This window comes from Acidimicrobiales bacterium, assembly GCA_035630295.1.
GTDB lineage: Bacteria > Actinomycetota > Acidimicrobiia > Acidimicrobiales > Iamiaceae > Iamia.
This window is the reverse complement of record DASQKY010000030.1, coordinates 33,950-57,799: the sequence shown is the minus strand read 5'-3', so window position 1 is coordinate 57,799 and position 23,850 is coordinate 33,950. Positions and strand designations below refer to the sequence as shown.

Annotated in this window: 22 protein-coding genes and 1 other RNA gene; 13 read left to right on the top strand and 10 right to left on the bottom strand. The window is 74.8% G+C overall.

What is annotated here, in order from left to right; all coding sequences use genetic code 11:
- Positions 1-9 precede the first annotated feature (9 nt).
- Positions 10-1,173, bottom strand: a complete 1,164-nt coding sequence (locus tag VEW93_08095; protein HYI61750.1) for an acyl-CoA desaturase — start codon at positions 1,171-1,173, stop codon at positions 10-12.
- 172 nt (positions 1,174-1,345) lie between these two features.
- Between VEW93_08095 and VEW93_08090 the strand changes: the two genes are divergently transcribed.
- The 3 genes from VEW93_08090 to VEW93_08080 are packed head-to-tail and all read left to right on the top strand — an operon-like array spanning position 1,346 to position 8,347.
- Positions 1,346-3,553 (top strand): ABC transporter permease, encoded by a 2,208-nt coding sequence (locus VEW93_08090; GenBank protein ID HYI61749.1) that lies wholly within the window; start codon positions 1,346-1,348, stop codon positions 3,551-3,553.
- Positions 3,550-6,594 (top strand): MFS transporter, encoded by a 3,045-nt coding sequence (locus VEW93_08085; GenBank protein HYI61748.1) that lies wholly within the window; start codon positions 3,550-3,552, stop codon positions 6,592-6,594. Before VEW93_08090 ends, VEW93_08085 begins: the two co-directional genes overlap by 4 nt.
- Before the next feature lie 43 nt (positions 6,595-6,637).
- The gene (locus tag VEW93_08080) at positions 6,638-8,347 is read left to right on the top strand and encodes a hypothetical protein (GenBank protein HYI61747.1); all 1,710 of its coding nucleotides are present in this window, start codon (positions 6,638-6,640) and stop codon (positions 8,345-8,347) included.
- On the opposite strand, the gene mnhG is transcribed toward VEW93_08080, so the two are convergent.
- From mnhG to mbhE, 6 genes are read right to left on the bottom strand one after another with little or no spacing between them, the layout of a single operon-like run.
- Entirely contained in the window at positions 8,320-8,694 is a 375-nt protein-coding gene (gene mnhG / locus VEW93_08075; protein ID HYI61746.1) for a monovalent cation/H(+) antiporter subunit G, read from the bottom strand. The two genes, VEW93_08080 and mnhG, sit on opposite strands and share 28 nt — an antisense overlap.
- Positions 8,691-8,942: a monovalent cation/H+ antiporter complex subunit F gene (locus VEW93_08070; GenBank protein HYI61745.1), complete on the bottom strand. Its 252-nt coding sequence runs from the start codon at positions 8,940-8,942 to the stop codon at positions 8,691-8,693. The genes mnhG and VEW93_08070 overlap by 4 nt, the downstream gene beginning before the upstream one ends.
- A complete protein-coding gene (locus VEW93_08065; GenBank protein HYI61744.1) occupies positions 8,939-9,472 on the bottom strand; it encodes a Na+/H+ antiporter subunit E in 534 nt (177 codons plus the stop codon). The genes VEW93_08070 and VEW93_08065 overlap by 4 nt, the downstream gene beginning before the upstream one ends.
- Complete coding sequence (locus tag VEW93_08060; protein HYI61743.1) at positions 9,469-11,028, bottom strand: Na+/H+ antiporter subunit D; 1,560 nt, start codon at positions 11,026-11,028, stop codon at positions 9,469-9,471. Before VEW93_08060 ends, VEW93_08065 begins: the two co-directional genes overlap by 4 nt.
- On the bottom strand, positions 11,025-11,492 hold the full coding sequence (locus VEW93_08055; protein HYI61742.1) for an NADH-quinone oxidoreductase subunit K: 468 nt from the start codon (positions 11,490-11,492) through the stop codon (positions 11,025-11,027). The genes VEW93_08060 and VEW93_08055 overlap by 4 nt, the downstream gene beginning before the upstream one ends.
- Positions 11,489-14,314, bottom strand: coding sequence for a hydrogen gas-evolving membrane-bound hydrogenase subunit E (gene mbhE / locus VEW93_08050; GenBank protein HYI61741.1), 2,826 nt, complete (start codon positions 14,312-14,314; stop codon positions 11,489-11,491). Before mbhE ends, VEW93_08055 begins: the two co-directional genes overlap by 4 nt.
- Positions 14,315-14,437: 123 nt before the next feature.
- Between mbhE and VEW93_08045 the strand changes: the two genes are divergently transcribed.
- The 4 genes from VEW93_08045 (at position 14,438) to VEW93_08030 (ending at position 16,651) form a co-directional block, all read left to right on the top strand.
- A complete protein-coding gene (locus tag VEW93_08045; GenBank protein ID HYI61740.1) occupies positions 14,438-15,022 on the top strand; it encodes a hypothetical protein in 585 nt (194 codons plus the stop codon).
- 303 nt (positions 15,023-15,325) lie between these two features.
- Positions 15,326-16,009, top strand: coding sequence for a transglutaminase-like domain-containing protein (locus VEW93_08040; protein HYI61739.1), 684 nt, complete (start codon positions 15,326-15,328; stop codon positions 16,007-16,009).
- A gap of 76 nt (positions 16,010-16,085) precedes the next feature.
- Positions 16,086-16,304, top strand: coding sequence for a ribbon-helix-helix domain-containing protein (locus VEW93_08035; GenBank protein HYI61738.1), 219 nt, complete (start codon positions 16,086-16,088; stop codon positions 16,302-16,304).
- Positions 16,304-16,651, top strand: a complete 348-nt coding sequence (locus tag VEW93_08030; GenBank protein HYI61737.1) for a type II toxin-antitoxin system PemK/MazF family toxin — start codon at positions 16,304-16,306, stop codon at positions 16,649-16,651. The genes VEW93_08035 and VEW93_08030 overlap by 1 nt, the downstream gene beginning before the upstream one ends.
- A gap of 67 nt (positions 16,652-16,718) precedes the next feature.
- On the opposite strand, the gene ssrA is transcribed toward VEW93_08030, so the two are convergent.
- The 3 genes from ssrA to smpB all read right to left on the bottom strand — a co-directional run bounded on the left by ssrA (position 16,719) and on the right by smpB (position 19,389).
- Positions 16,719-17,100, bottom strand: a transfer-messenger RNA (tmRNA) gene (gene ssrA, locus VEW93_08025).
- A gap of 87 nt (positions 17,101-17,187) precedes the next feature.
- Positions 17,188-18,747 carry an AMP-binding protein gene (locus VEW93_08020; protein HYI61736.1) on the bottom strand — a complete coding sequence of 520 codons (1,560 nt, stop codon included), beginning with the start codon at positions 18,745-18,747 and terminating at the stop codon, positions 17,188-17,190.
- A gap of 153 nt (positions 18,748-18,900) precedes the next feature.
- Entirely contained in the window at positions 18,901-19,389 is a 489-nt protein-coding gene (gene smpB, locus VEW93_08015; GenBank protein ID HYI61735.1) for an SsrA-binding protein SmpB, read from the bottom strand.
- A 58-nt stretch (positions 19,390-19,447) separates the two neighbouring features.
- Between smpB and VEW93_08010 the strand changes: the two genes are divergently transcribed.
- From VEW93_08010 to rdgB, 6 genes are all read left to right on the top strand, one after another.
- Positions 19,448-19,891 (top strand): M67 family metallopeptidase, encoded by a 444-nt coding sequence (locus tag VEW93_08010; protein ID HYI61734.1) that lies wholly within the window; start codon positions 19,448-19,450, stop codon positions 19,889-19,891.
- 66 nt (positions 19,892-19,957) lie between these two features.
- Positions 19,958-20,908, top strand: coding sequence for a cysteine synthase family protein (locus VEW93_08005; protein HYI61733.1), 951 nt, complete (start codon positions 19,958-19,960; stop codon positions 20,906-20,908).
- Between the two features lie 100 nt (positions 20,909-21,008).
- Positions 21,009-21,617 carry an SGNH/GDSL hydrolase family protein gene (locus tag VEW93_08000; GenBank protein HYI61732.1) on the top strand — a complete coding sequence of 203 codons (609 nt, stop codon included), beginning with the start codon at positions 21,009-21,011 and terminating at the stop codon, positions 21,615-21,617.
- On the top strand, positions 21,602-22,447 hold the full coding sequence (murI, locus tag VEW93_07995; GenBank protein ID HYI61731.1) for a glutamate racemase: 846 nt from the start codon (positions 21,602-21,604) through the stop codon (positions 22,445-22,447). Before VEW93_08000 ends, murI begins: the two co-directional genes overlap by 16 nt.
- A gap of 64 nt (positions 22,448-22,511) precedes the next feature.
- Positions 22,512-23,240, top strand: a complete 729-nt coding sequence (rph, locus tag VEW93_07990) for a ribonuclease PH (protein ID HYI61730.1) — start codon at positions 22,512-22,514, stop codon at positions 23,238-23,240.
- On the top strand, positions 23,237-23,842 hold the full coding sequence (rdgB, locus tag VEW93_07985) for an RdgB/HAM1 family non-canonical purine NTP pyrophosphatase (protein HYI61729.1): 606 nt from the start codon (positions 23,237-23,239) through the stop codon (positions 23,840-23,842). Before rph ends, rdgB begins: the two co-directional genes overlap by 4 nt.
- The last annotated feature ends 8 nt before the right edge of the window (positions 23,843-23,850 follow it).

Below are 23,850 nucleotides of genomic sequence, written 5' to 3'. Positions count from 1 at the left end.
AGCGCCTCCTCAGTCGGACGGGGCGACGGCCCGCTGGCGGCGGGAGAGCTGGGCCAGCTCCTCGGCCGACCGCAGGGCCGAGCGCACGCTGTCCTCCAGGGCGTCCCGGCTGGCGTGCATCTTCTCCTCGATCGACTCCCGCCGGGTGGCCGCGGCCCCCAGCTCCTCCTCGACCGGGTCGGGGGCGGTGGCCGCGGTGGCCAGCTCGCGAGCCCGGGCCAGCTCGGCCTCGACCTCGGGGGCGGCGGCCCCGGACCGGCGCACGTGGGCGGTCAGGGCGGCGGTGGCCTTGCCCCAGTGGGCCTTGAACATGCCCATGTCGAACGAGCCGTCGCGCACCCGGGAGCTCTGGAGGGCCCGGGCCGGCGGGGTCCGCAGGCCGCGCACGACGCGGAGCCAGGACAGCGCCTTCAGGCCGTAGTACGTGGGGTCGTACTCCCACCAGAAGAAGCCGTTGCGGGCCGCGGCCTGGTGGTGGTGGTGGTTGTTGTGCCAGCCCTCGCCACCGGTCCACAGGGCGATGAGGGCCGAGTTGCGGCTGGTGTCGGTGGTGGCGTAGCGGCGGCGGCCCATCACGTGGGCCAGGGAGTTGACGGTGAAGGTGCCGTGCCACAACAGCACCGTGGACCACACGAACCCCACCACCACGCCCGACCAGCCGGCGATGAAGTAGCAGGCCACGGCCACGGTCCAAGGCGGGATCCAGTCGTGCTTGGTGAGGAAGCGCAGCTCCGGGAACTTGGCGAAGTCCTTGATGGAGTCCGGGTCCCAGCCCTTGTAGCGGTCGCACAGGATCCACCCCATGTGGCTCCACCAGAAGCCCTTGAGGGGCGAGTGCACGTCACGCTCGGTGTCGCTGAAGCGGTGGTGGTCGCGGTGGTGGCTGGCCCACCACAGGGCGCCCTTCTGGGCCGCGCTGCCACCGCCGAAGGCCAGGACGAACTGGAAGGCCCGGCTGGTCTTGTAGCTGCGGTGCGAGAAGTAGCGGTGGAAGCCGGCGGTGATGAACCACATGCGCCCGGCGTAGAGGACGGCGCACAGGACGAGCGACTGCCAGGTGATCCCGGTGACGAGGGCCAGGAGGCACAGCCCGTGGACGGCGAACATGGGGATCGAGGCGACCCAGTTGACCCGTTCGTCGGGCTCGCGCTCGAGGGCGTGTGCGCTGCTCACCTGCGGTCTCTCCATCGCGCCCGGGGGGCGCCGTCGGGGGGTGGGGGAGGCCGGTCGCGGAGGACCGGCGCCCAGCCTACCGACCGGTAGGTAGACGGTCCAGGCCCCCTCGGCGTGCCGTCCGGCACAGCCGGCGGTGATGTCCTACAGTGCCCGGCCAACACCTTGCAGTATGCATGCAACGATCTTCACGGCCGTCGCGGCCGCCGCCCTCCTGACCCTGCCCCGAGCCCTGGACCAGCCGCTCTCCGGCGGGGCCTGGCTGCTGGTGCTGGCCGTGGCCGTGGCCGGCGAGACGGCCCGCCGCCCGGCCGTGACCCGCGTCGCGGCCCCGGTGGCCGGGGTCCTGTGGCTCCAGGTGGTGCTCTTCCCGCTGCCCGCCTCGGCCTGGGCCTTCGGGCTGGTCCTGGGGCTGATGTCGGCCCTGGTGGCCCTGGGCATGGCCCTGGTGTACCGGGCCAACCGGGTCCTCAACTTCGCCCAGGCTGAGCTGGGGACCGCTCCCACCGTGCTGGTGGTGGGCCTGGTCAACTTCAGCGCCCTGCCCTGGCTGGTGTCGGTGCCCATCGGCCTGGCCGTGGCCCTGGCCCTGGGGGTGGTGGTGGAGATGGCCGTCATCCGCCGCTTCCAGCGGGCCCCCCGCCTGGTGCTGACCGTGGCCACCATCGGCCTGTCCCAGCTCCTCTCGTTCGTCTCCCTGGTCCTGCCCCGCCTGTGGGGCCGCGACCTGGTCCAGCAGGACATCGACGTCCCCTGGCGCGTGGTGCTCTCCGAGGGCCCGCCCCGCCTGGAGGGCGACCACCTGCTGGCCCTGGTCCTGGTGCCGCTGGTGGTCGGGGCCCTGGCCGCCTTCCTGCGCTTCACCGACGTGGGGGTGGCCATCCGGGCCGCCTCGGAGCGCAGCGACCGGGCCGCCCTGCTGGGCATCCCGGTCCGTCGCCTGCAGACCGTGGTCTGGTGCCTGGCCACCGGCCTGAGCTTCCTGGGCGTGCTGCTGCGGGCCGGGGTGGTGGGCCTGCCGGTGGCCGCCACCCTCAGCTTCGGGGCCCTGCTGGCCGCCCTGGCCGCCCTGGTGCTGGGCAACCTCACCGACATGGTGGCGGTGGGGGCCGCCGCGGTGGCCGTGGGCATCCTGGAGCAGGGCGTGCTGCACAGCCACCCCGACCAGCTGGTGGCCCCGGTGCTGGGCGGGGTCATCGTGGTGGTGATGCTGGTGCGGCGGCTGGGCACCAGCCGGCTGGCCACCGACACGACCACGTCGTGGCAGGCCTCCGAGGAGGTGCGGCCCATCCCGGCCGAGCTCCGGCGCCGGCCCGAGGTGCGGTGGGCCCGAGCCGGGGCCCTGACCCTGCTGGGCGCCGCCGTGGTGGCCCTGCCCCTGGCCCTGCGGCCCAGCCAGCAGTTGGAGGCGGCCACCGTGGCCTGCTTCGTGCTGGTGGCGGCCTCGGTGGTGGTGCTCACCGGCTGGGCGGGCCAGGTGTCGTTGGGCCAGATGTCCTTCGCCGCGGTGGGGGCCCTGGTCGGGGTGCAGGCCACCGGGCCGTGGCGGCTCGACCTGTCGCTGGCCCTGCTCCTGGCCGGTGCGGCCGGTGCGGTGGTGGCGGTGGTGGTCGGCCTGCCCGCCCTGCGCCTCCGGGGCCCGTTCCTGGCCGTCACCACCCTGGCCTTCGCGGTGGCCTCCAGCCAGTACCTCCTGAACCGGTCCCAGGTGTCGTGGCTGCCCCGGGAGAGGCTGGTGCGGCCCCGCCTGTTCGCGGTGATCGACCTGTCCAGCCAGCGGGCCATGTTCTGGACCTGCGCCACGGTGGCCGTGCTGGGCCTGGTGGCGGTGCGGGGGGTGCGGGCCAGCCGCACCGGCCGGGTGCTGCTGGCCCTCCGGGACAACGAGGCCGCGGCCCGCTCCTACGGCATCGACGTGGTCCGGGCCAAGCTCTCGGCCTTCGCCCTCTCCGGCTTCCTGGCCGCGGTGGCCGGGTGCCTCCTGGCCCAGGTCACCCTGGGCTACACCGAGCAGCCCTTCGGCCCGGCCGTCAGCTTCAACGTCTTCACCGCCGCGGTGGTGGGGGGCCTGGGCTCGTTGACCGGGGCCGTCATCGGCGCCCTGTTCCTCAACGGCGGGCGCTGGGTGCTCTCCGGTGACTGGGAGCTGCTGCCCTCGGCCCTGGGCGTGCTGCTGGTGCTGCTGGTGCTGCCCGGCGGCCTGGGAGAGCTGGTGTACCGGGCCCGGGACGCCCTGCTGCGCCGCCTGGCCGATCGGCGGGGGTTGGTGGTGCCCAGCCTGGTGGCCGACGTGCGCACCGACACCGACGACGTGGGCCCGCTGGTGGCCGCGGCCGAGCACGTCCCGGCCCCGGTGGCCGAGGAGGCGTCGACCCCGTGACCGAGGCGGACGTGGTGACGGTCGACGAAGCCGACGCCGACGCCGAGGCCGGCGCGGCCGGGTGGCTGCGGGCCCGCCTCACCGGCGGGGCGCCGCTGCTGCCCCTGGTGGTGCTGTGCGGGTTGAACGTCGCCGACGAGTTGGACCGCAGCGCCTTCGCGGTGCTGCTGCCCGACATCCGGGACCACTTCGGGTTGGACAACTCCGGCATCCTGGGCCTGGTGGCGGTCGCCACCGCCGCGGCCCTGCTGCTCACCGTGCCCATCGCCAACTGGGCCGACCGCAGCGACCGCTACCGCATCGCCCTGCTGGGCGCCGGGGCCTGGGCCCTGTTCTCGGTGGGCACCGGGGTGGCCTTCGCGGCGTGGTTCCTGGTCGTGGTGCGGTGCAGCTCGGCCGTCGGCAACGCCGCCATCTTCCCGACCCACAACTCCCTGCTGGCCGACACCTACGAGCCGTCGGTCCGGCCCCGCATCTACTCCCTCCACCGCTCGGCCAACGCGGTGGGGGCCATCGTCGGCACCGTCGGGGCCGCCCTGCTGGCCCAGGTCGGTGGGTGGCGCACGCCGTTCTTCGTGTTCGCGCTGCCCACCGTGGTCCTGGTGGTCGTCGGGCTCCGCCTGCGAGACCCCGGCCGGGGCCACTTCGAGCGGGCGGCCATGGGGGCCGATGCCGACCTGGTGGGCACCGACGAGCCGCCGCCGTCGTTCGCCGAGGCCTACCGCATGGTGTGGACCATCGAGAGCCTGCGCCGCATCTTCGTGGCCCTGCCCTTCCTGGCCGCGGCCATCGCCGGCCTGCTGGCCGTGTCGTCGATCCACTACGAGCAGGTCTTCGGGCTGGACGAGATCGAGCGGTCCTGGGTGGCGGTGCCGGTGTACGGGGCCGAGCTGGCCGGGCTGCTGGTCGGGGCCCGCCTCGGGGTGCGGATGCTGGCCCGGGGGCCGCGCCACGTGTTCCGCCTCATCTCGATGGCGGCCTGGCTGTCCGCCGCCCTGGCCCTGGCCTTCGCCGGGGCGCCCACGGTGGCCCTGGCGGTGGTGGCCAACGCCCTGCTGGCCGCCTGCCTGGTCATCGTGGGCCCCGGCGTGCTGTCCAGCCTGTCACTGGCCATCCCGCCCCGGGCCCGGTCGGTGGGGTTCTCCATCGGGGCCCTGTTCGTCCTGCCCGGCCTGGTGGTGCTCCCGGTCATCGGCTGGATCGGGGAGGTCCACGGCTTCCGCTGGGGCATGGCCGTGCTGGGCCCCACCTTCCTGGTCGGGGGCCTGCTCATCGCCCGAGTGGGCCGGGTCATCGACGGCGACGTCCACCAGGTGTGGGCCGGGGCCGCAGCCCGGGCCGAGCTGCTGCGGGAGCGCCGGGCGGGGCACCAGAAGCTGCTCCTGGTCCGGGACCTGGACGTCCGCTACGGCGACGTGCGCATCCTCTTCGGCGTCGACCTGGAGGTCACCGAGGGGGAGGTGGTGGCCCTGCTGGGCACCAACGGGGCCGGCAAGTCGACCCTGCTCAACGCCATCTCCGGGGTGGTGCCGGCCAGCCGGGGAGCGGTCATCTTCGACGGGCGGGACATCACCCACGCCCCGCCCGAGGAGATCGCGGTGCTGGGCATCGGCCAGGTGCCGGGGGGCAGGGGCACGTTCCCGGGCCTCACCGTGGCCGAGAACCTGCGGGTGGCGGCGTGGTCGGCCCGCGACCAGCGGGCCGAGGTGCAGGAACGGCTGGCCCGGGTGCACGAGATGTTCCCGGTGCTCCGGGACCGGCGCGACGACCCGGCCGCCGACCTGTCGGGCGGGCAGCAGCAGATGCTGGCCCTGTCCATGGCCTTCCTGACCCGGCCCCAGCTCCTGGCCATCGACGAGCTGTCGCTGGGCCTGGCCCCGGTGGTGGTCGACCAGCTCCTGGAGGTGGTGCGGGCCCTGCGGGACGAGGGCACCACCATCCTGGTGGTCGAGCAGTCGGTGAACGTGGCCCTGGCCATCGCCGATCGCGCCTACTTCCTGGAGAAGGGCGAGGTCCGCTTCGAGGGCCCCACCGCCGAGCTGCTGGACCGGCCCGACGTCCTGCGCTCGGTCTTCCTGGAGGGCGCCACCCGGGGCCTCGCCGCGGCCGACGGCGGGGCGAACGGCGACGGCCCGGCCCCGGACGGCCCGGACCTGGAGGACCGGGCCCCCGACGGGACCGCCCCGGTGGTGGCCGCCCGGCCCGAGGGGAGCGGCCGGGGCACCGCCACCCCGGCTCTGGAGGCCCACGGCCTGGGCGTGCGCTTCGGGGGGGTGGTGGCCGTCGACGACGTGTCCCTGGCCGTGGCCCCCGGCGAGGTGCTGGGGGTGATCGGCCCCAACGGGGCCGGCAAGACCACGCTGTTCGACCTGATCAGCGGGATCACCCCGGCGGCCGAGGGCCGGGTGGCCCTCGATGGCGTCGACGTCTCCGGCCGGTCGGCCGCGGCGCGGGCCCGGGCCGGCCTGGGCCGCAGCTTCCAGGACTCCCGGTTGTTCCCGTCCCTGACCGTGGAGGAGGCGGTGGCCGTGGCCCGGGAGCGGTGGGTGGCGGTGCGCGACCCGCTCAACGCCGCCCTCCGGCTGCCCGCCCTGGTGGCCAGCGAGGCCCGGGTCACCGCCGAGGTGGACGAGCTGATCGAGCTGCTGGGCCTGGGCGCCTTTCGCAGCAAGTTCGTGGGCGAGCTGTCCACCGGGTCCCGGCGCATCGTGGACCTGGCCTGCGTCCTGGCCCACCGGCCCTCGGTGGTGCTGCTGGACGAGCCCTCCTCCGGCATCGCCCAGCGCGAGGCCGAGGCCCTGGGGCCGCTCCTGCTGCGCATCCGTTCCACCCTGGGGGCCAGCCTGGTGGTGGTGGAGCACGACATGGGTCTCATCCGCTCGGTGTCGGACCGGCTCCTGGCCCTCGACCAGGGTCGGGTCGTCACCTCCGGTCCCCCCGCCGAGGTGCTGGCCCACCCCGAGGTGGTGGCCTCGTACCTCGGCACCGGCACCGCGGCGGCCCGCTCCGGTGCCGCCCCCGACCCCGCGGGGGCGACGTGAGCACGCCGTCCCTTCCCCGCCCACCCCGACCCGGAGGCCCGTGATGGCCACGTCCCCCCCGCCCCGCCCCGGCCCCCTGCGCCGCTTCGGCCCCCTGGCCGTGGTGGTGGCCCTGCTGCTGGTGGCCGTGGTGGCCACCGTGAAGGGCCGTCCCCCCGAGGAGGCCCGGGCCGCCGGGCCCGGGGGCGGGGCCCGGGCCACCGACCCCACCGACAACCCCGACCTGCCCGTGTACTTCCGGGACGCCGAGGAGCGCAACGAGGCCGGCGACCACGACTGGGGCGACGGGTGCGACCTGATCACCGGCCGGGTCAGGTTGCCCAGCGTCTACGCCCCGCCGTGCGTGCCCGTCCCCACCGGCGACAACGGCGGCGCCACCTCGCTGGGTGTCACCGCCGAGGCCATCAAGATCGTCGTGTACCAGCCCCCGCCGGGCAACGACATCACCGCCGCCCTCCAGGGGCTGCTCGACGACGAGGACGTCCAGCAGCGCACCCGCCTGGCCTACATCGAGATGCTGACCGACGTCTACGAGACCTATGGCCGCACCCTGGACGTGGAGGTGCTGGTGGGCTCGGGGCCGGCCGCCGATGTCACCGCCGCGGTGGCCGACGCGGTGCGGGTGGTGGAGGAGATCGGGCCCTTCGCCGTCATCGGCGGCCCGGCTCTGACCAGTGCCTTCGCCGAGGAGCTGGCCCGCAACGGGGTCATCTGCATCGCCTGCGGGCTGTCGGTGCCGGACTCGGTGTACCAGGACAGCGCCCCCCACATGTGGGGCCAGCTCCCGACCCCCGAGCAGTTCCTGCGCAACTTCGGCGACTTCATCGTCCGGCGCCTCCTGGGCCGCACCGCCGAGTTCGCGGGGCCGGAGCTCCGGGAGCGCGAGCGGGTGTTCGGCACCATCAACTTCGAGCAGGACCCCCCGGTGTTCAGCGACGTGGCCGAGGAGGTCAACGCCAGGGGTCGGCTGCGGGGCTACGAGGCTGCGGTGGGGGAGACGTACCTGCTGGACCTGCCCCGCCTGCCGGAGCGGGCCGCCACCATCATCGCCAAGATGAAGGCGGCCGGGGTCACCACCGTGATCTTCCTGGGCGACCCGATCATGCCCACCTACCTGACCCAGGCCGCCACCCGGGAGAACTACTTCCCCGAGTGGGTCATCGCCGGCACGGTGCTGACCGACACCACCGCGCTGGGCCGCCTGTACGACCCGGCCCAGTGGACCCACGCCTTCGGGGTCTCCAACCTGGCCGGCCGGCGGCCCATCGAGCAGCAGGAGCAGTGGCGGCTCCACGAGTGGTACTTCGGCGAGCCGCCCGAGGCCCGCCTGACCAGCGGGATCCTCTGGCCCTACGTCCAGCTCCTGATGCTGGGCATCCACATGGCCGGCCCCAACCTCTCCCCCCAGACCTTCGAGGGCGGCCTGTTCAGCTACCCGCCCAGCGGCGGCGGGCCCACCACCCCGCAGATCTCCTTCGGCAACCACGGCTTCTTCCCCAACCCCGACTACCTGGGGGTCGACGACGTGGCCGAGATCTGGTGGGACGCCGAGGCCACCGGGCCCGACGAGCAGGACAAGTCCGACGCCCCGGGGATGTGGCGCTACGCCAACGGTGGCCTGCGGTCGCTGCCCGGCCGCATGGGCAGCGGCCCCCCGGCCCCCCACGACCCCGAGGGCTCGCCCACCCTGTTCACCGAGCTGCCGCCGCAGGACCAGTTCCCGGACTACCCGTCGCCGGCCGGCGGGGGCTGATCGTCGGCGGCCTCGGCGGCCCGGGCCCGCCGGGCCTGGTCCAGCTCGTCGATGGAGTCGACCCGCTGGGGGATGCCCTCGGCCAGGTAGGTGGAGCGGCTGATCAGGTTGGCCGCCACCGGCAGGGTGAGGAGCTGGAGCCCGGCGGCCAGCAGGGCCGAGGTGATGTCGTTGGCGGTGCGCAGCGACAGAGCGGCCCCCACGGCCAGGAGCACGAAGCCGAGGGTGGACGCCTTGGTCAGGGCGTGCATGCGGGCCAGCACGTCGGGGAACCGCAGGACGCCGACCGCGGCCACCAGGGTGAGGAGGGCCCCGGCCAGGGCCAGCACCTGCCCGGCGGCGCTCACTCGCCCCGCCCCTCGATGAAGCGGGCGATCACCGCGGTGCTGATGAACCCGACCAGGGTCAGCAGCACCGCCACCTGGAGGAAGGCGCCCCGGCCGGTGTCCATGGCGTTGACCAGGAGGATGCCCACCCCGGCCACCAGCATGCCGTCCACGGCCAGCACGCGGTCGGCCAGCGACGGCCCCCGGCCCAGGCGCACGGTGAACAGGGCGAAGGCCACCACCAGGACGGCGTAGGTCAGCGGGGTCACGGGACCTCTCCGGGGCCGGGGCCGGGGGCGCCCTCCAGGGCGGCCACCGCGGCGGCGGAGCCGAAGGCCCGGTAGGCCAGGGCAGCCAGGTGGCGGATCTCGGCCCGGGTGGCCTCCACGTCGTGCAGGTGGAGGACGTGCACGTAGAGCACCGTCGGGCCCTGGGTCACCTCCAGGGGCATGGTGCCCGGGGTCAGGGCCATGACGTTGGCGATCAGGGTGAGGAGCCCGTCGGAGCAGTCGGGGAGCTCGACGGCCACCACCCCGGTGTGGATCCGAGAGCCGCGGCTCAGGATCTCCCGGGTGATGACCACGTTGGACTCGACCGCCTTGGCCACCACGTAGGCGGCGAAGCGGGCCGCCGCCACCGGGCGGAGCCGGAGCCGGCGGCTGGCGGGCCAGGTGTCGGGGGCCACGGCGATGAGCACGGACGCCACCACCAGCCCCCCCAGGACGTTGGCCGGCGACGGCGATCCCCAGGCCAGGACCCAGATGGTGGCCAGGGCCACGGCGTAGGCGACGCGGGTCACGGACCGCCCCCCTCGGGGGGTGCCCCGGCCCGACCCTCGGACCCGGGCCCCAGGACGGCGTCCCGGTAGGCGCCGGTGTCGACCAGGTCCTCGGCGGCCCGGTGGCTGAGGTCGTAGACCGGCCCCGACAACAGGCCGAGGACCACGGTGGCGGTGGCCAGCACCACGGTCGGGATGACCATCAGCGGGGGGCCGCCCCACCGTGACGTCGGTCGGTCCTCGGCGTCCGCCTTCCCGGGGGTGCCGGCCGTGGCGCCGTCCTCGACCGGGGCCCAGAAGGCGCCGGTCCAGATCTTCATCAGCGCGAACACGGTGAGCAGGCTGACCCCCACGGCCACCCCCACGATGGGCCACTGCCGCTCGGCGGCGGCGGCGTCGATGAGCGACAGCTTGGCCACGAAGCCCGACAGCGGGGGGATGCCGGCCAGCGAGAGGGCCGGGATCAGGAACAGCACGGCCAGCGCGGGGGCGGTCCGCACCATGTCGCCCAGCTTGGACAGGCGGCTGGAGCCGCCCCGGTGCTCGATCAGCCCGCCGGTCAGGAACAGGGTGGTCTTCACCAGGATGTGGTGCACGGTGTAGAGCACGGTGCCGGCCAGCCCGGCCACCGTGGCCACCCCCAGGCCCATGACCATGTAGCCGATGTGGCTGATGATGTGGAACGAGAGGATGCGCTTCACGTCGTCCTGGGCGATGGCGCCCAGCACGCCCACGATCATGGTGGCGCCGGCCACGGTGAGGATCAGCCACCGGGGCAGGGCCCCCGGGAAGACCAGGGTCTGGGTCCGGACGATGGCGTACACGCCGACCTTGGTCAGCAGGCCGGCGAAGATGGCCGTCACCGGCGACGGGGCGGTGGGGTAGCTGTCGGGCAGCCAGAAGTACAGGGGGAACAGGCCGGCCTTGATGCCGAACACCACCAGGAACAGCCCGGCCAACCCGGCCCGGAGCCCGCCCGGGAGGGTGGCCACCGCGCCGGCCAGGTCAGCCAGGTTCACCGTCCCGGTGGCGGCGTAGGTGAAGGCCAGGGCGGCCAGGAACAGCACCGAGGCCACCAGGCTGATGACCACGTACGTCATGCCCGAGCGGACCTGCTCCAGCCGGCCCCCCAGGGTGATGAGGACGTAGCTGGCGGTCAGCATCATCTCGATGGCCACGAACAGGTTGAACAGGTCGCCGGTCAGGAAGGCGGCGCTGACCCCGGCGGCCAGCATCAAGTACACGGACTGGAAGCCCACGTGGTTGCGCTCGGCCCCGGGCTGGCCGATGGCGTAGACCAGGACGGCCAGCAGCATCACCGAGGCGGTGAGCAGCATGATGGCCGAGAAGCGGTCGGCCACCAGGGTGATGCCCACCGGGGCGGCCCAGTCGCCGGCCTGGGTGGCCACCACCCCGTCCCGGTCCACCACCACCAGGAGGGCCACGGCGACGCCGGCCACCGCGGTCAGGGTGGCCAGGGCCACCGCTCGCTGGGCGGCCCGGGACCGGCCCACCAGGATGGTCAGGGCCGCGCCCAGCAGGGGCAGCAGCACCGGGAGGGGCAGCAGCGCCCTCACGCGGGCCCCTCGGGCTCGGGCTCGGGGCGGGCGCCGGAGGCCGGCGCCGGGACGGCCTCCTCGGTGGTGGCCGCCACCGCGGTGGCCAGCTCGGCGTCGTCGGCCAGCTCCCGGTCGGCGTAGCCGTGGCGGGCCACCGAGCGGTCCTCCACGTCGTCGGCCACCTCGTCGTCGTCGGTCAGCACCCAGCTCCGGTAGGCCAGGGCCAGCAGCAGGGCGGTGACCCCGAAGCTGATGACGATGGCCGTCAGCACCAGGGCCTGGGGCAGCGGATCGGCGAAGTCCTCGACCTCGCCCCCGATGAGCGGGGCCCGGCCCCGGCGGCCGGCGTTGACGAACAGCACGTTGGCCCCGTGGCCCAGGAGCCCGATGCCGATGATGATGCGGGACAGCTTGCGCTGGAGCAGCAGGTAGGTGCCCAGCGCGAACAGCAGCGCCGCGGTGGCGGCCATGAGCACGCTCACACCGGGGCCTCGTGGTTCGGGCGGGCGTCGTCGCCGGGGCGGGGGTCGTCGCCGAAGGACTCGAAGACCATGAGGGCCAGGCCCACCACGGCCAGGTACACGCCGACGTCGAAGGCCAGGGCCGAGGTGAGCTTGACCGTCCCCAGCAGCGGGGGCGTGAGGGTGAGCGAGCCGGTCTCCAGCACCGCCCCGCCCAGGAGGAGGGGCACCAGGGCCACCGCGGCGGCGATCAGCACCCCGCTGCCCAGCACCGTCCACGGCTGGGATCGGGACAGGCGTCGGACCTCGGCGATGCCGCCGTTGACGTAGCGCAGGGCGACGGCCGCCCCGGCCACGATGCCCCCGGCGAAGCCGCCCCCGGGTTGGTTGTGGCCGGCGAAGAGGAGGTACAGCGACCCCACCATCACCGCGGTGAACACCACCCGGGTGGACACCTCGAGGGTCACCAAACGGCTGAGCCGGACCGGCGGGGGCACGGGCCCCCGGGCGCGGCGTCCGGCCCCCCCGGGCGCTCCCGTCGTCCCCACCGGCCGCCGGCCGGCCCGGGCCAGGGCCACGGTGCCGATGGCCGCCGCGGTGAGGACGATGATCTCGCCCAGGGTGTCGAAGCCCCGGAAGTCGACCAGGATCACGTTGACCACGTTCCGGCCCTGGCCGGCGGGCAGGGCCTGCTCGACCATGGTGTCCGAGGCCGGGGTGGGGGGGTCCTCGGCCCCGGTGGACAAGGCCAGCAGGAACACGGTGAGGCCCACGCCACCGGCCACGGCCAGCCGCAGGGCCCGGCGCCCGGCCGGGGTCCGCTGCTCGAAGCGGTCGGGCAGGCGGCGCAGGACGAGCACGAACAGCACCGTGGTCAGGGTCTCGATGGCCACCTGGGTGAGGGCCAGGTCGGGGGCCCCCTGGACCACGAACAGCCCGGCCATGGCGTAGCCGGCCACCCCCAGGAACAGGGCGGCGGTGAAGCGCCGGCGCACCAGGGCGGCGGCCAGGGCGGCCCCCACCACCAGGGCCACCACCGGCACGTGGGCCGGGGTGGCCACCAGCTCGGGCCAGCCCCCCCACCACGGCCCCGACACCAGGAGGGCGCCGGGCACCACCGCGGCGGTGAGGGCGATGACCCCGACGTAGATGGGCAGCGAGCCCGGTTGGGACACCCCGGTGACCCGGTCGGCCAGCGTGTTCAGGCCCCGCAGGGACCAGCCGTAGAGGCCGGCCGAGCTGGCCAGGGCGAAGTGCCCGGCGGCCAGGACCGGCTCGACGGCCCGGCGCAGGAGGTGGAGGCCGGCGCCCCCGGCCACGGCCACCGCCGAGAGCAGCAGGGGGGTGGCGAGGCCGTGCCAGAGGGCGAGGTGGACGGCCTCGCCCCCGGGCGCCAGCGAGTCGGTGGCCCGGCCCACCAGCCCGTCGGCCAGGCCGGGGGCCAGGCCCAGGGCCAGCGTGGCCCCGCTCAGGACCAGGGCCGGGGCCACGAAGGAGAACGGGGGCGGGCCGTGGTCGCCGGCCGGGGCCGCGGTGCCGGGGGGGGACAGCCGGCCCAGGACTCCCGCCGCGAACCGGGCGCTGTAGCCCGCGGTCAGGATCGAGCCGGCCACCACGCCGGCCAGGGCCAGGGCGGCGCTGGTGCCCCCGGCGTGGTCGAGGGCGGCGAAGGCGGCCTCCTTGCCCACGAAGCCCAGGGCCAGGGGCAGCCCGGCCATGGACCCGGCGGCCACCAGGGTGGCGGCCACGACCAGCCCCCACCCCGGGCCGGGCCGGGGGAGCAGGCGCACGTCGCGCGTGCCCCGCTGGTGGTCGACGATGCCCACCACCATGAAGGCCGCGGCCTTGAACGCCCCGTGGCCCAGCAGCAGCACGCACCCGGCGGCCATGGCCTCGGGAGTGCCCCACCCGAACACCGCGGTCATGAAGCCGAGCTGGCTGACCGTGCCCAGGGCCAGGAGGAGCTTCAGGTCGGTCTGGCGCAGGGCCCGCAGCCCACCACCGATCATGGTGACGATGCCCACGGTGACAACCAGGGGGCGCCACAGCCCGACCTCGGCGAAGGCGGGGGCCAGCCGGGCCACCAGGTAGACGCCGGCCTTCACCATGGTGGCCGAGTGCAGGTAGGCGCTCACCGGGGTCGGGGCCACCATGGCCCCGGGCAGCCAGCCGTGGAACGGGTACTGGGCCGACTTGGTGAACGCCCCCAGCAGGATCAGCACCAGGGCGGCGGCCACCGTGGTGCCCACCTCGGGCGGGTCGGCCAGCAGGGCGCTGATCCGGTAGGTGCCGGCGGCCTGGCCCAGGGCCACGAACCCGGCCAGCATGGCCAGGCCCCCGGCCCCGGTGACCAGCAGGGCCTGGAGGGCGGCGGCCCGGGCCTTGCCGTCGCGGTGGTCGTTGCCGATGAGCAGGAACGACGTGACCGACGTCAGCTCCCAGAACCCGTAGAGGACGAGCAGGTTGTCGGCCACCACCAGGCCCAGCATCGACCCGGAGAACAGGGCCAGCAGGCCGACCATGCGGCCCAGCCCCGGCCCCTGGGCCGGCAGGTAGCGGGCCGCGTAGGCCACGACCAGCACGCCGATGCCGGCCACCAGCACGACCATGAGGGCGGCCAGCCCGTCGAGGCGCAGGTCGAGGTCGATCCCCAGCGCCGGCACCCAGCTGATGGCCTCGACCACCGGGCGGCCGTCGAGCACGCCGGGGAGCTGGGTGGCCAGCCAGGCCGAGGTGGCCAGCGGGCCCAGTGCGCCGAGCAGCAGGGCCCGTCGCCCCAGCCGGGCCCCCCAGGCCACCGCGGCCAGGCCGGAGGCCAGGTGGACCAGGAGGAGAGCGGTCACCGGAGCGCCGGCTGGTCGGGGCCCGGGTGCATGACCTCCCCGATGCTAGTGGCCGTCCGGGCCGGCCCGACCGGGCCCTCGGGCGCTGGGACGAGCGGTCACGGTCTGCTAGACGTGCGGGCCATGCCTGGTGCCCCCTCCCCCGAAGCTGCCGTCCGTCGCTACCTCGAGTGGCTGGACGACCCCACCTCCCTCGTTGACGCGGAGGCGGTCGCCAAGGCCGAGGCCGCGGTGGCCGAGGCCGCCGACCCGCTGTCCCGGCTGCACGCCCTGGCCGACCTGGAGCACGCCCGCCAGGCCGACTCCGAGGCCGTCACCGCCGACTTCGTGGCCCACGCCCAGGCCTACGCCGAGGCCCAGTCCATCCCCCTCTCGGCCTTCCGGGCCGCCGGGGTCGAGGACGAGGTGCTGCGCCGGGCCGGTTTCGAGGTCGGGGGCCGCCGGGGTCGCCGGGCCGGCGCCCGGCCGGCCGGGGGACCCGGGTCGCGGGCGCCCAAGGTGTCGATCGAGGAGCTGAAGGCGGCCACCCTCCGCATGCCACGGCAGTTCACGCTGGCCGAGCTGGCCGAGGCCGCGGGCGGCGGCTCGCCGCAGACGGTGCGCAAGGCCGTCGACGAGCTGATCGCCGCCGGCAAGGCCCGCAGCCTGGGCCCCAAGCCCGATCACCACGGTCGGGGCCGGGCCCCCACCGTCTACGAGCTGGCCTGAGCCCGGCCCCGGCCGCCCGTGGTGGCGCCGGGGCGGGGATCGACCACCATCGACCGGCGGCGGACCGACGCCTCCGGCCCCGGAGTGCCCCTGATGGTCGACGAACCGGAGTTCTACGCCACCCCCGGGGTGCTGACGGGCCTCGGCCGGTGGGACGAGGCGCTGTCGGGGATGCCCACCGACCCGGCGGGCATCGTGGCCGCGGTGCAGGGCCTGGTGCTGCACCCGCACCTGGGGGCGCTGTACGGCGTCGAGCTGCCGCCCGAGCGCCACTGGGACACGCAGATTCGCCCGGCGGCGGGCATGGTGGCGCGCCTGCTGGAGCTGGACCCCCGCCCGCTGGTCGAGGCCCGGGCTCCGATCGATCGCTTCCCGGGCAACTGCCGGCACATCTCGGTGCTGACGGTCGCCCTCCTCCGGCGGGCCGGGGTGCCGAGCCGGGCCCGGTGCGGCTTCGCCGGCTACTTCCAGGCCGGGAGGTGGGTCGACCACTGGGTGGTGGAGCGCTGGGACGGCGACCGCTGGGTCACTCTCGACACGCAGGTCGACGACCTCCAACGCCAGGCCTTCGGCCTGGAGGTCGATCCCGCCGACCTGCCCCCGGGCCGGTTCCTGCCGGCCGGGGAGGCGTGGCAGCGATGTCGGGCCGGCCGGGAGGACGGCGACACCTTCGGCATCCTGGACCAGTGGGGCCAGTGGTTCATCCCCGGCAACGTGGCCCGCGACCTGGCCGCCCTGAACAAGGTGGAGGTGCTGCCCTGGGACGGTTGGGGCGAGGGCCTGGCCGGCGTGGGCCCGCCGGCCGGCGGCGACACCGCGGTGGACGAGGTGGCCGCCCTCACCCTCTCCGGTGACCTGCCCGCCATCCGGTCGCGCTACCAGAGCGACCCCGACCTCCGCGTCCCCCCGGTGGTCCTCGCCTACGCCACCCCCGACGGCCCCCGAGAAGCCCACGTCCCCGAGCTCGAGCCCAACGCCCAGGTGTGAGCCGCCCAGACTGGGGGTACCGACGCCGAGCATGACGACACCTGCCACGAGGCCTACTTTGGGTAGCATTCAAAGTATGAAGCTGAGTATCAGTCTGTCCGAGGAGGACGTCGACTTCCTCGACACCTTCGCCCAGCAGCGGCAGGTGGGGTCTCGCTCGGCCGTGGTCCAGCAGGCTGTGCACCTCCTTCGCCTCTCGGAACTGGAGGGGGCCTACGAGCAGGCCTGGGAGGAGTGGAGTGGCGACGACGCTGCAGGGCTGTGGGATGCCACGGCCGCCGACGGCATCTCCTGATGGACCGGGGAGAGATTCGCCTCGTCGATCTGGATCCAGCCCGCGGGGCGGAAGCCGACAAGCGTCGGCCAGCGGTGGTGGTGAGCAATGACGGAGCCAATGCTGTGGCGCACCGCCTCGGGCGGGGTGTGGTGACCGTCGTGCCCGTGACCTCGGCCATCGATCGCATCCATCCGTTCCAGGTGTTCCTGTCGGCATCGGGGACGGGTCTCCCGCGCGACTCGAAAGCTCAGGCGGAGCAGGTCCGGTCGATCGCCGTGGAGCGGGTGGGCCGCCGGCTGGGTCGGCTGACCCCCTCTCTTCTCACCGACCTCGATGACGCCCTCCGGCTGCATCTGGCCTTGTAGCCCATCCGGGGGCGGTCACCCGAGTGCCGTCCCCGTTCTCTGAGCGGGGTTTGGAGTAAGGACACCGTCGTGGAGCTGGGGGGAATCGAACCCCCGTCCGCCAAGCGATCACCGATCGCGCTACGACCATCCCCGTGACTGCACCTCTGCGGCTGGTGCGCCCCCGGGTGGGCTGCCTTGCGGCACCGGCTCGTCTTTCCGAGCGGTCAGCGGTCTTTCCCTGCGGCCAGCGGTCTCTCCCGCCGTCCACCACGACTTCTGTTGCCGGGCTGTCGTGGTCAGGCCCCGCGTGCCATTGCTGGTCGCTGTGTCTCTCTTCACCCGACTAGATGTCAGGCGGCGAGAGCGTAATCGCCATCGGCGTTTACTTGGGTGCCCCGTTTAAGGAGTCTGAGCAACTCCGGTCGCACGATGGGGTCACGGACTCGACGTCGAAACCGGTCAGCCCCGAGTGCTGGTGATGTCAAGGTCCAGCGCCCGCCGGAGCGGGCCGGTCCAGGGTACCGGGCCCGGCGCCCATCCGGCGCAAGGCCCGGTCAGTAGGGCTGGGGGCCGGCGGCCAGGCGGCGCCGGAGGTCGGGCTTGTTGACCTTGCCGCTGGCGTTGACCGGCAGCGAGTCGACGAACACCAGCCGCTTGGGGCGCTTGAAACCGGCCAGGTGGGCTCCGGTGAGGGCCAGGATCTCGGCGGTGAGGTTGGTCCGGTCGTCACTGGTGCCGGGCCGGAGCACCACCGCGGCGCACACCGCCTCGCCCCACCGGTCGTCGGGCACGCCCACCACGGCCACCCGGTCCACCGCCGGGTGCTGGGCCACCAGGTCCTCCACCTCGCGGGAGGAGATGTTCTCGCCCCCGCTCACGATGATGTCCTTGGCCCGGTCGACGACGGTGAGCAGGCCGGTCCCGTCGAGCACGCCGACGTCGCCGGTGTGGAGCCACCCGTCGCGGATGAGCTCGGTGGTGGCCTGGGGCTCGTCCCAGTAGCCGGCGCAGACCTGCTCGCCCCGCACCGTGATCTCGCCCGGCGTGCCGGTCGGCACCTCGGACCCGTCCTCGGCCACCAGGCGCAGCTCGACCCCGGGGCCGGGGCGGCCGGCGGCCGCCAGGAGGTGCTCCTCGCCGTCCAGGCCCCGCCGGTGGTCCTCCGGGGAGAGGAACACCGCGTTGCCCGACAGCTCGGTCATGCCGTAGCCCTGGGCGAAGTCGACCCCCAGGGCGGCGTGGGCCTCGGCCAGCAGGGTCGGGGCCATGGGGGCGGCCCCGTAGGCCACTGTGCGCAACCCGGCCAGCGCGGCGGTGGGGTCGGGGGCCTGGGCCCGGTGGTCGAGGAGCCGCCGCAGCATGGTCGGCGCCAGCGACATGACGGTCACGTCGTGCTCGGCCGCCAGCCGGGTGATCTCGGCCGGGTCGAAGCGGCGGGGGAGGACCACGGGTCGGCCCCGGTGGAGGGCGTGGACCACGTTGTAGGCCGACACGTGGTAGAGCGGGAACGGGTAGAGGTACACGTCGTCGTCGGCGAAGGGCCGGGCCGCGGCGGTGGTGGCCACCGCCGCGCCCAGGCTGCGGGCCGTCAGCACCACCCCCTTGGGCCGGCCGGTGGTCCCGCTGGTGAACACGACCCAGGCCGGGGCGGCGGCGTCCTCGGCGACGGCGGCCGCCGGGGCGGGGGCGGCCACCAGGGCCGCCAGGCTGATGTCGCCGGCCCCGGGGTCGAGGCCCACGCTGGTCTTGACCGTCGCCGCCTGGCCCAGGACCGGGGCCAGGCGTCCGAGCTCCTCGGCGGTGCCGATGATGGCGGCGACGCCGGCCGCGTCGAGCTGGGCCACCAAGTCGTCGGGGGTGAGACGGGTGTTGAGGGGCACGGCCACCCGCCCGGCGGCGGGGATGGCCAGGAGCAGGCCCACCACCTCGGGTCGCCCGTCGGCGGCCACCGCGATCCGGCCGCCCCGCGGGGCCAGGGTGGCGAGCGGTGGCACCATGGAGTGCACGGTGTCGCGGAGCTCGTCACGGCTCCAGCCCCCGTCGCTGGTCAGGATGGCGTCACGGTGGGCTGCGGCGGCGGTGCCCGGCCCCAGGGCCAGGTCGTGGAGGAGCACCGGGGCATCCTGGCACCGCCGCGGCGCGTGGTGGAGGATCCACACCGCTGGTGTCCCCACGTGCCGGATGACGGCCTGCGTTGGTCTCTGACCTGCGTGTTCTCGGTCCCCCCGGCGGGCTTCGCCTCCGCCCACGAGGAGTGAGGGCGGCGTTCAGCCTCGTGGCCCCCGCCCGCCCCGGGCCATGGCCCGCCGGGCCTCCATCTCGGCGTCGCGGGTGGCGATGGCCTGGCGCTTGTCGGCCTTGCGCCGGCCACGGGCCAGGCCGATCTCCAGCTTCACCCGCCCCTGCTTGAAGGACAGCATGAGCGGCACCAGCGAGAGCTGCTCGCGGGCCAGGCGGTCGCGCATCACGTCGATCTGGTGGCGGTGGAGGAGGAGCTTGCGGTCGCGTCGCGGGTCCGGGGCCAGGTGGGGGGCAGCGTGGGAGTAGGGGGTGATGTGCAGGCCGAGCACCCACACCTCGTTGCCGATCAGCCGGGCGTAGCTGTCGGCCAGGGTGACCTTGGCCTCGCGCAGGGACTTGACCTCCGAGCCGCGCAGCACCACGCCGGCCTCCCACGTGTCGAGGATCTCGAAGTCGCGGCGGGCCTGGCGGTTGGTGGCGACGACGGTGGTGCCGTCCGGGGGGCGGGGGGCCATGGGACGGTCGACGCTACCGTTCGGCTGGCGACCGGGTCCCGGTCGGTACGCTCGCCGGGTGCTGACGCTCGACCGGACGGCCCGCGACCTGCTGGTGGCCCACGCCCTCGGCGGCTTCCCCGACGAGGCCTGCGGCCTGCTGGGGGGCCGGGCCCGGCCCGAGCCCGACCCCGACGGCCTGCCCTGCGCGTCGGTCGAGGCCTTCGTCCCGGCCCGCAACCACGACGCCTCGTCCCGCACCTACACCGTCGGCCCCGAGGCGTTCCTGGCCGCCGACCGCCAGCTCGGGCCCCGGGGCCTCGACGTGGTCGGTGTGGCCCACTCCCACACCCACTCGGAGGCGTGGCCCTCGCCCACCGACGTGGACCGGGCCGACAACCCGCTGCTGGAGGGCTGGCACTACGTCATCGTGTCCCTGCGGGACGCGGCGCCGGTGCTGCGGTCGTTCCTGCTCGACGGCCGGCAGATCCGGGAGGAGAGGGTGGTCCTCGGGCCGTTCTGAGTAGGATTCCCGATCGAACCACTCGGGTTTCCGGGTGGCCGTCCGCGATCCACCCCGGAGCGCCCCGTGGCCGTCTACGCATCGATCACCGAGCTCATCGGCGAGACCCCGATCCTCGACGTCAGCTCGCTGAGCCCGAACCCCCGGGTCCGCATCCTGGCCAAGCTGGAGGGCGGCAACCCGGCCGGGTCGGTCAAGGACCGCATCGCCCGCCAGATGATCGACGAGGCCGAGGCCGACGGCACCCTGCAGCCGGGCAGCATCGTCATCGAGCCGTCGTCGGGCAACACCGGCATCGCCATGGCCATGATCTGCCGGCTGCGGGGCTACCCCCTGAAGATCGTCCTCCCCGAGAACGTCTCCATCGAGCGCCGCCAGCTCCTGGAGGTGTTCGGCGCCGAGATCATCCTGTCGCCCGGGGGCGAGGGCTCCAACGGTGCCGTGCGGCGGGCCCAGGCCCTGGCCGCGCAGCACCCCGAGTGGGTCTTCCTGTACCAGTACGGCAACGAGGCCAACCCCCGGGCCCACTACGAGACCACCGGTCCCGAGATCCTGCGCGACGTCCCCGACATCACCCACTTCGTGGCCGGCCTGGGCACCAGCGGCACCCTCATGGGCGTGGGCACGTACCTGCGGGAGCAGAAGCCCGAGGTACAGATCCTGGCCGTCGAGCCCCCGGCCGGGGAGCTGGTCGAGGGCCTCCGCAACCTCGACGACGGCTACATCCCGCCCGTGTTCGAGAAGTGGGGCGGGCTCGAGCTGCTCGACGGCAAGCGCATCGTCCGCCCCCGCGAGTCCCTGGAGTGGACCCGCCGGCTGGTGGCCGAGGCCGGCCTGTTCGCCGGCATCTCCTCGGGGGCGGCGCTGGCCGGCGCGGCCAAGGTGGCCGAGCGCATCGACGAGGGGACCATCGTCTTCATCGTGTGCGACGGCGGCTGGAAGTACCTCTCCACCGGGGCCTACACCGACGACCTGGACGCCGCCGAGGCCAAGGCCGAGTCGATCATCTACTTCTGACCCGGGCCGACACCGGCCGGCGGCCTCCGGCCCCGGCCGGGTCCGCTCTGCTAGAGATCGGGGGGTGGCCTCGCCGTCCTCGTCTCCTCCGCGGCGCGGCGTGGGCGGCTGGGTCCTCGCCGTGGTCGTCGCCGCCATCGTGGTGGCGGTGGCGGTCCTGGTGGTGACCGACGACCGGGGGGGCACCCACGTGGCCGCGGTGGGGGACTCGGTCACCTACCTGTCGGCCGGGGTGCTCCAGGAGCGCTTCGACTGGGCCGATCGCTTCGACGTCCAGGCCCGGCCCGGCTTCCGCACCGACCAGCTGGTCCCGGTGGCCGAGGACCTGCTGGCCGACGGGCCCGACGCCCTGGTGCTGCTGACCGGCTACAACGACATCCTGCAGCTGGCCGACCCCGAGGCCGGGCTGCAGCTCATGGTCGAGGTGGCCACCCGGGCGCCCTGCGCGGTGTGGATGCTGGTGCCGGTCAAGGGCGACTACGACCGGGCCTCGATGGAGGCCTACAACACCAGGCTGGAGGAGCTCACCCGGCCGGTGTCGACCATCCACCTCTCGCCGGCCTGGCGTGACGTGGTCGACGCCCCGGAGGGGCCGGACCCCAGCTCCGACCTGATCTCCACCGACCGGGTGCACCCCACCGACGCCGGCAGCCGGATCCTGGCCGAGGCCATGGAGGCGGCGGTCCGGCGCGAGTGCCTGCCCAGCTGACGGTGGCGGCCGCCGACGACCGGCCGATCGCCCTGTTCGACAGCGGCTTCGGCGGCCTGACCGTGGCCCGGGCCGTCATCGACCTCCTGCCCGACGAGCACGTCGTCTACGTGGGCGACACCGGGCGCTACCCGTACGGGCCCCGGCCCCAGGGGGAGGTGGCCGGCTTCGCCCACCAGATCACCCGCTACCTGGTCGAGGAGCACCGGGCCAAGCTGGTCGTCGTCGCCTGCAACACCGCCGCCGCGGCCGCCCTCGACGAGCTGCAGCGCACCGCCGGCGTCCCCGTGGTCGGGGTGATCGACCCCGGGGCCCGGGCCGTGGTGGCGGCCACCCGCTCGGGCCGGGTCGGGGTGATCGGCACGGTGGGGACCATCGGCTCGGGGGCCTACCAGCGGGCCGTGGCCGCCGCCTCGGCCGGGGCCCCGGTCGAGCTGACCTGCGCCGCCTGCCCGGGCTTCGTGGAGCTCGTGGAGCGGGACGAGACCCGCAGCGATCAGGTCCACGTGCTGGCCCAGCGGTTGCTGGCCCCGGTGGTCGAGGCCGGGGTCGACAGCCTGCTGCTGGGCTGCACCCACTACCCGTACCTGGCCCGCACCATCAGCGACGTGGCCGGGCGGGACGTGGTGCTGGTCTCCTCGGCCGACGAGACGGCGTTCGAGGTGCGGGCCCTGCTCCGGTCCGGCGCCGGCCCGGCCCCCCGGAGCCCCGCCGCCGGGCCGCCCACCCGCCGCTTCCTGTCCTCCGGCGACGTCGAGTGGTTCCGGCGGCTGGGAGCCCGGCTCCTCGGCCCCGAGGTGGCCACCGTGGAGCACGTGGCCTGGGGCTGAGCCCGAGCTTGCCGCCGGCGGCCCGGTGGCCCACGCTGGCCCCCCTCGCCTCCCGGGAGACCTCATGCGCCACGACGGCCGCCAGCCCGACGACCTCCGCCCCGTCACCTTCGAACGCGACTACACCGACGCCGCCGCCGGCTCGGCCCTGGTGCGGTTCGGCCGCACCACCGTGCTGTGCACGGCGTCGGTCGACGAGGACGTGCCCCGGTGGATGCGGGGCCGGGGCACCGGCTGGGTGACGGCCGAGTACTCGATGCTCCCCGGGGCGTCGGCCGAGCGGATCCGCCGCGAGGTGAAGGACGGAAAGCCGTCGGGGCGGACGCAGGAGATCCAGCGCCTCATCGGCCGGTCGCTGCGGGCCGTGTGCGACATGAAGGCGCTGGGCGAGCGCATGGTGACCGTCGACTGCGACGTGCTCCAGGCCGACGGCGGCACCCGCACGGCCTCGATCTGCGGGGCGTGGGTCGCCCTCCACGACGCCTGCTCCCGCCTGGTGGCGGCCGGGGCGGCCAAGGCCCACCCGCTGACCACCACGTGCACCGCCATCTCGGTGGGGATCATCGACGGCACCCCGATGCTCGACCTGCCCTACGTGGAGGACGTCCGGGCCGGGGTGGACATGAACGTGGTCATGGCCGGCGACAAGCTGGTGGAGGTGCAGGGCACGGCCGAGGGCGCCCCCTTCGACCGGGCCCAGCTCGATGCCCTGCTCGACCTGGCCCAGGGCGGGATCGCCACCCTGGCCGGGCTCCAGCTCGCCACCGTGGCCGAGGCCCCCGCCCTCCGGTGAGCGGCCCCCTGCGCCTGGTCCTGGCCACCGCCAACCCCCACAAGGCCACCGAGATCCGGTCGATCCTGGCCGCCGCCGGCCTCGACGTGGACCTGCGGCCCCGGCCCCCGGAGGTGCCGGAGGTGGTGGAGGACGCCGACACCTTGGAGGGCAACGCCCGGTTGAAGGCGGTGGCCCTGGCCGCGGCCACCGGCCTGCCCGCCCTGGCCGACGACACCGGCCTGGAGGTCGACGCCCTGGGCGGCCGGCCCGGCGTCCGCTCGGCCCGCTACGCCGGCGACGACGGCGACGCCGGCCGCAACGTGGCCAAGGTGCTGGCCGAGATGGCCGCCGTGCGGCGGGCCAGCCGCACCGCCCGCTTCCGCACCGTGGCCCTGGCGCGCTGGCCCGACGGCCGGGAGCTGGTGGCGGCCGGCACCGTGGAGGGCACCATCGCCGAGGCCCCCGAGGGCACCGGCGGCTTCGGCTACGACCCCGTCTTCCGGCCCGCCGGCGGCCGGGGCCTCACCATGGCCCAGCTCACCCCGGCCGAGAAGGACGCCATCAGCCACCGGGGCCGGGCCGTGCGGGCCCTGGCCGCCCTGCTGGTGGCCGAGCCCTAGGCCGGGGC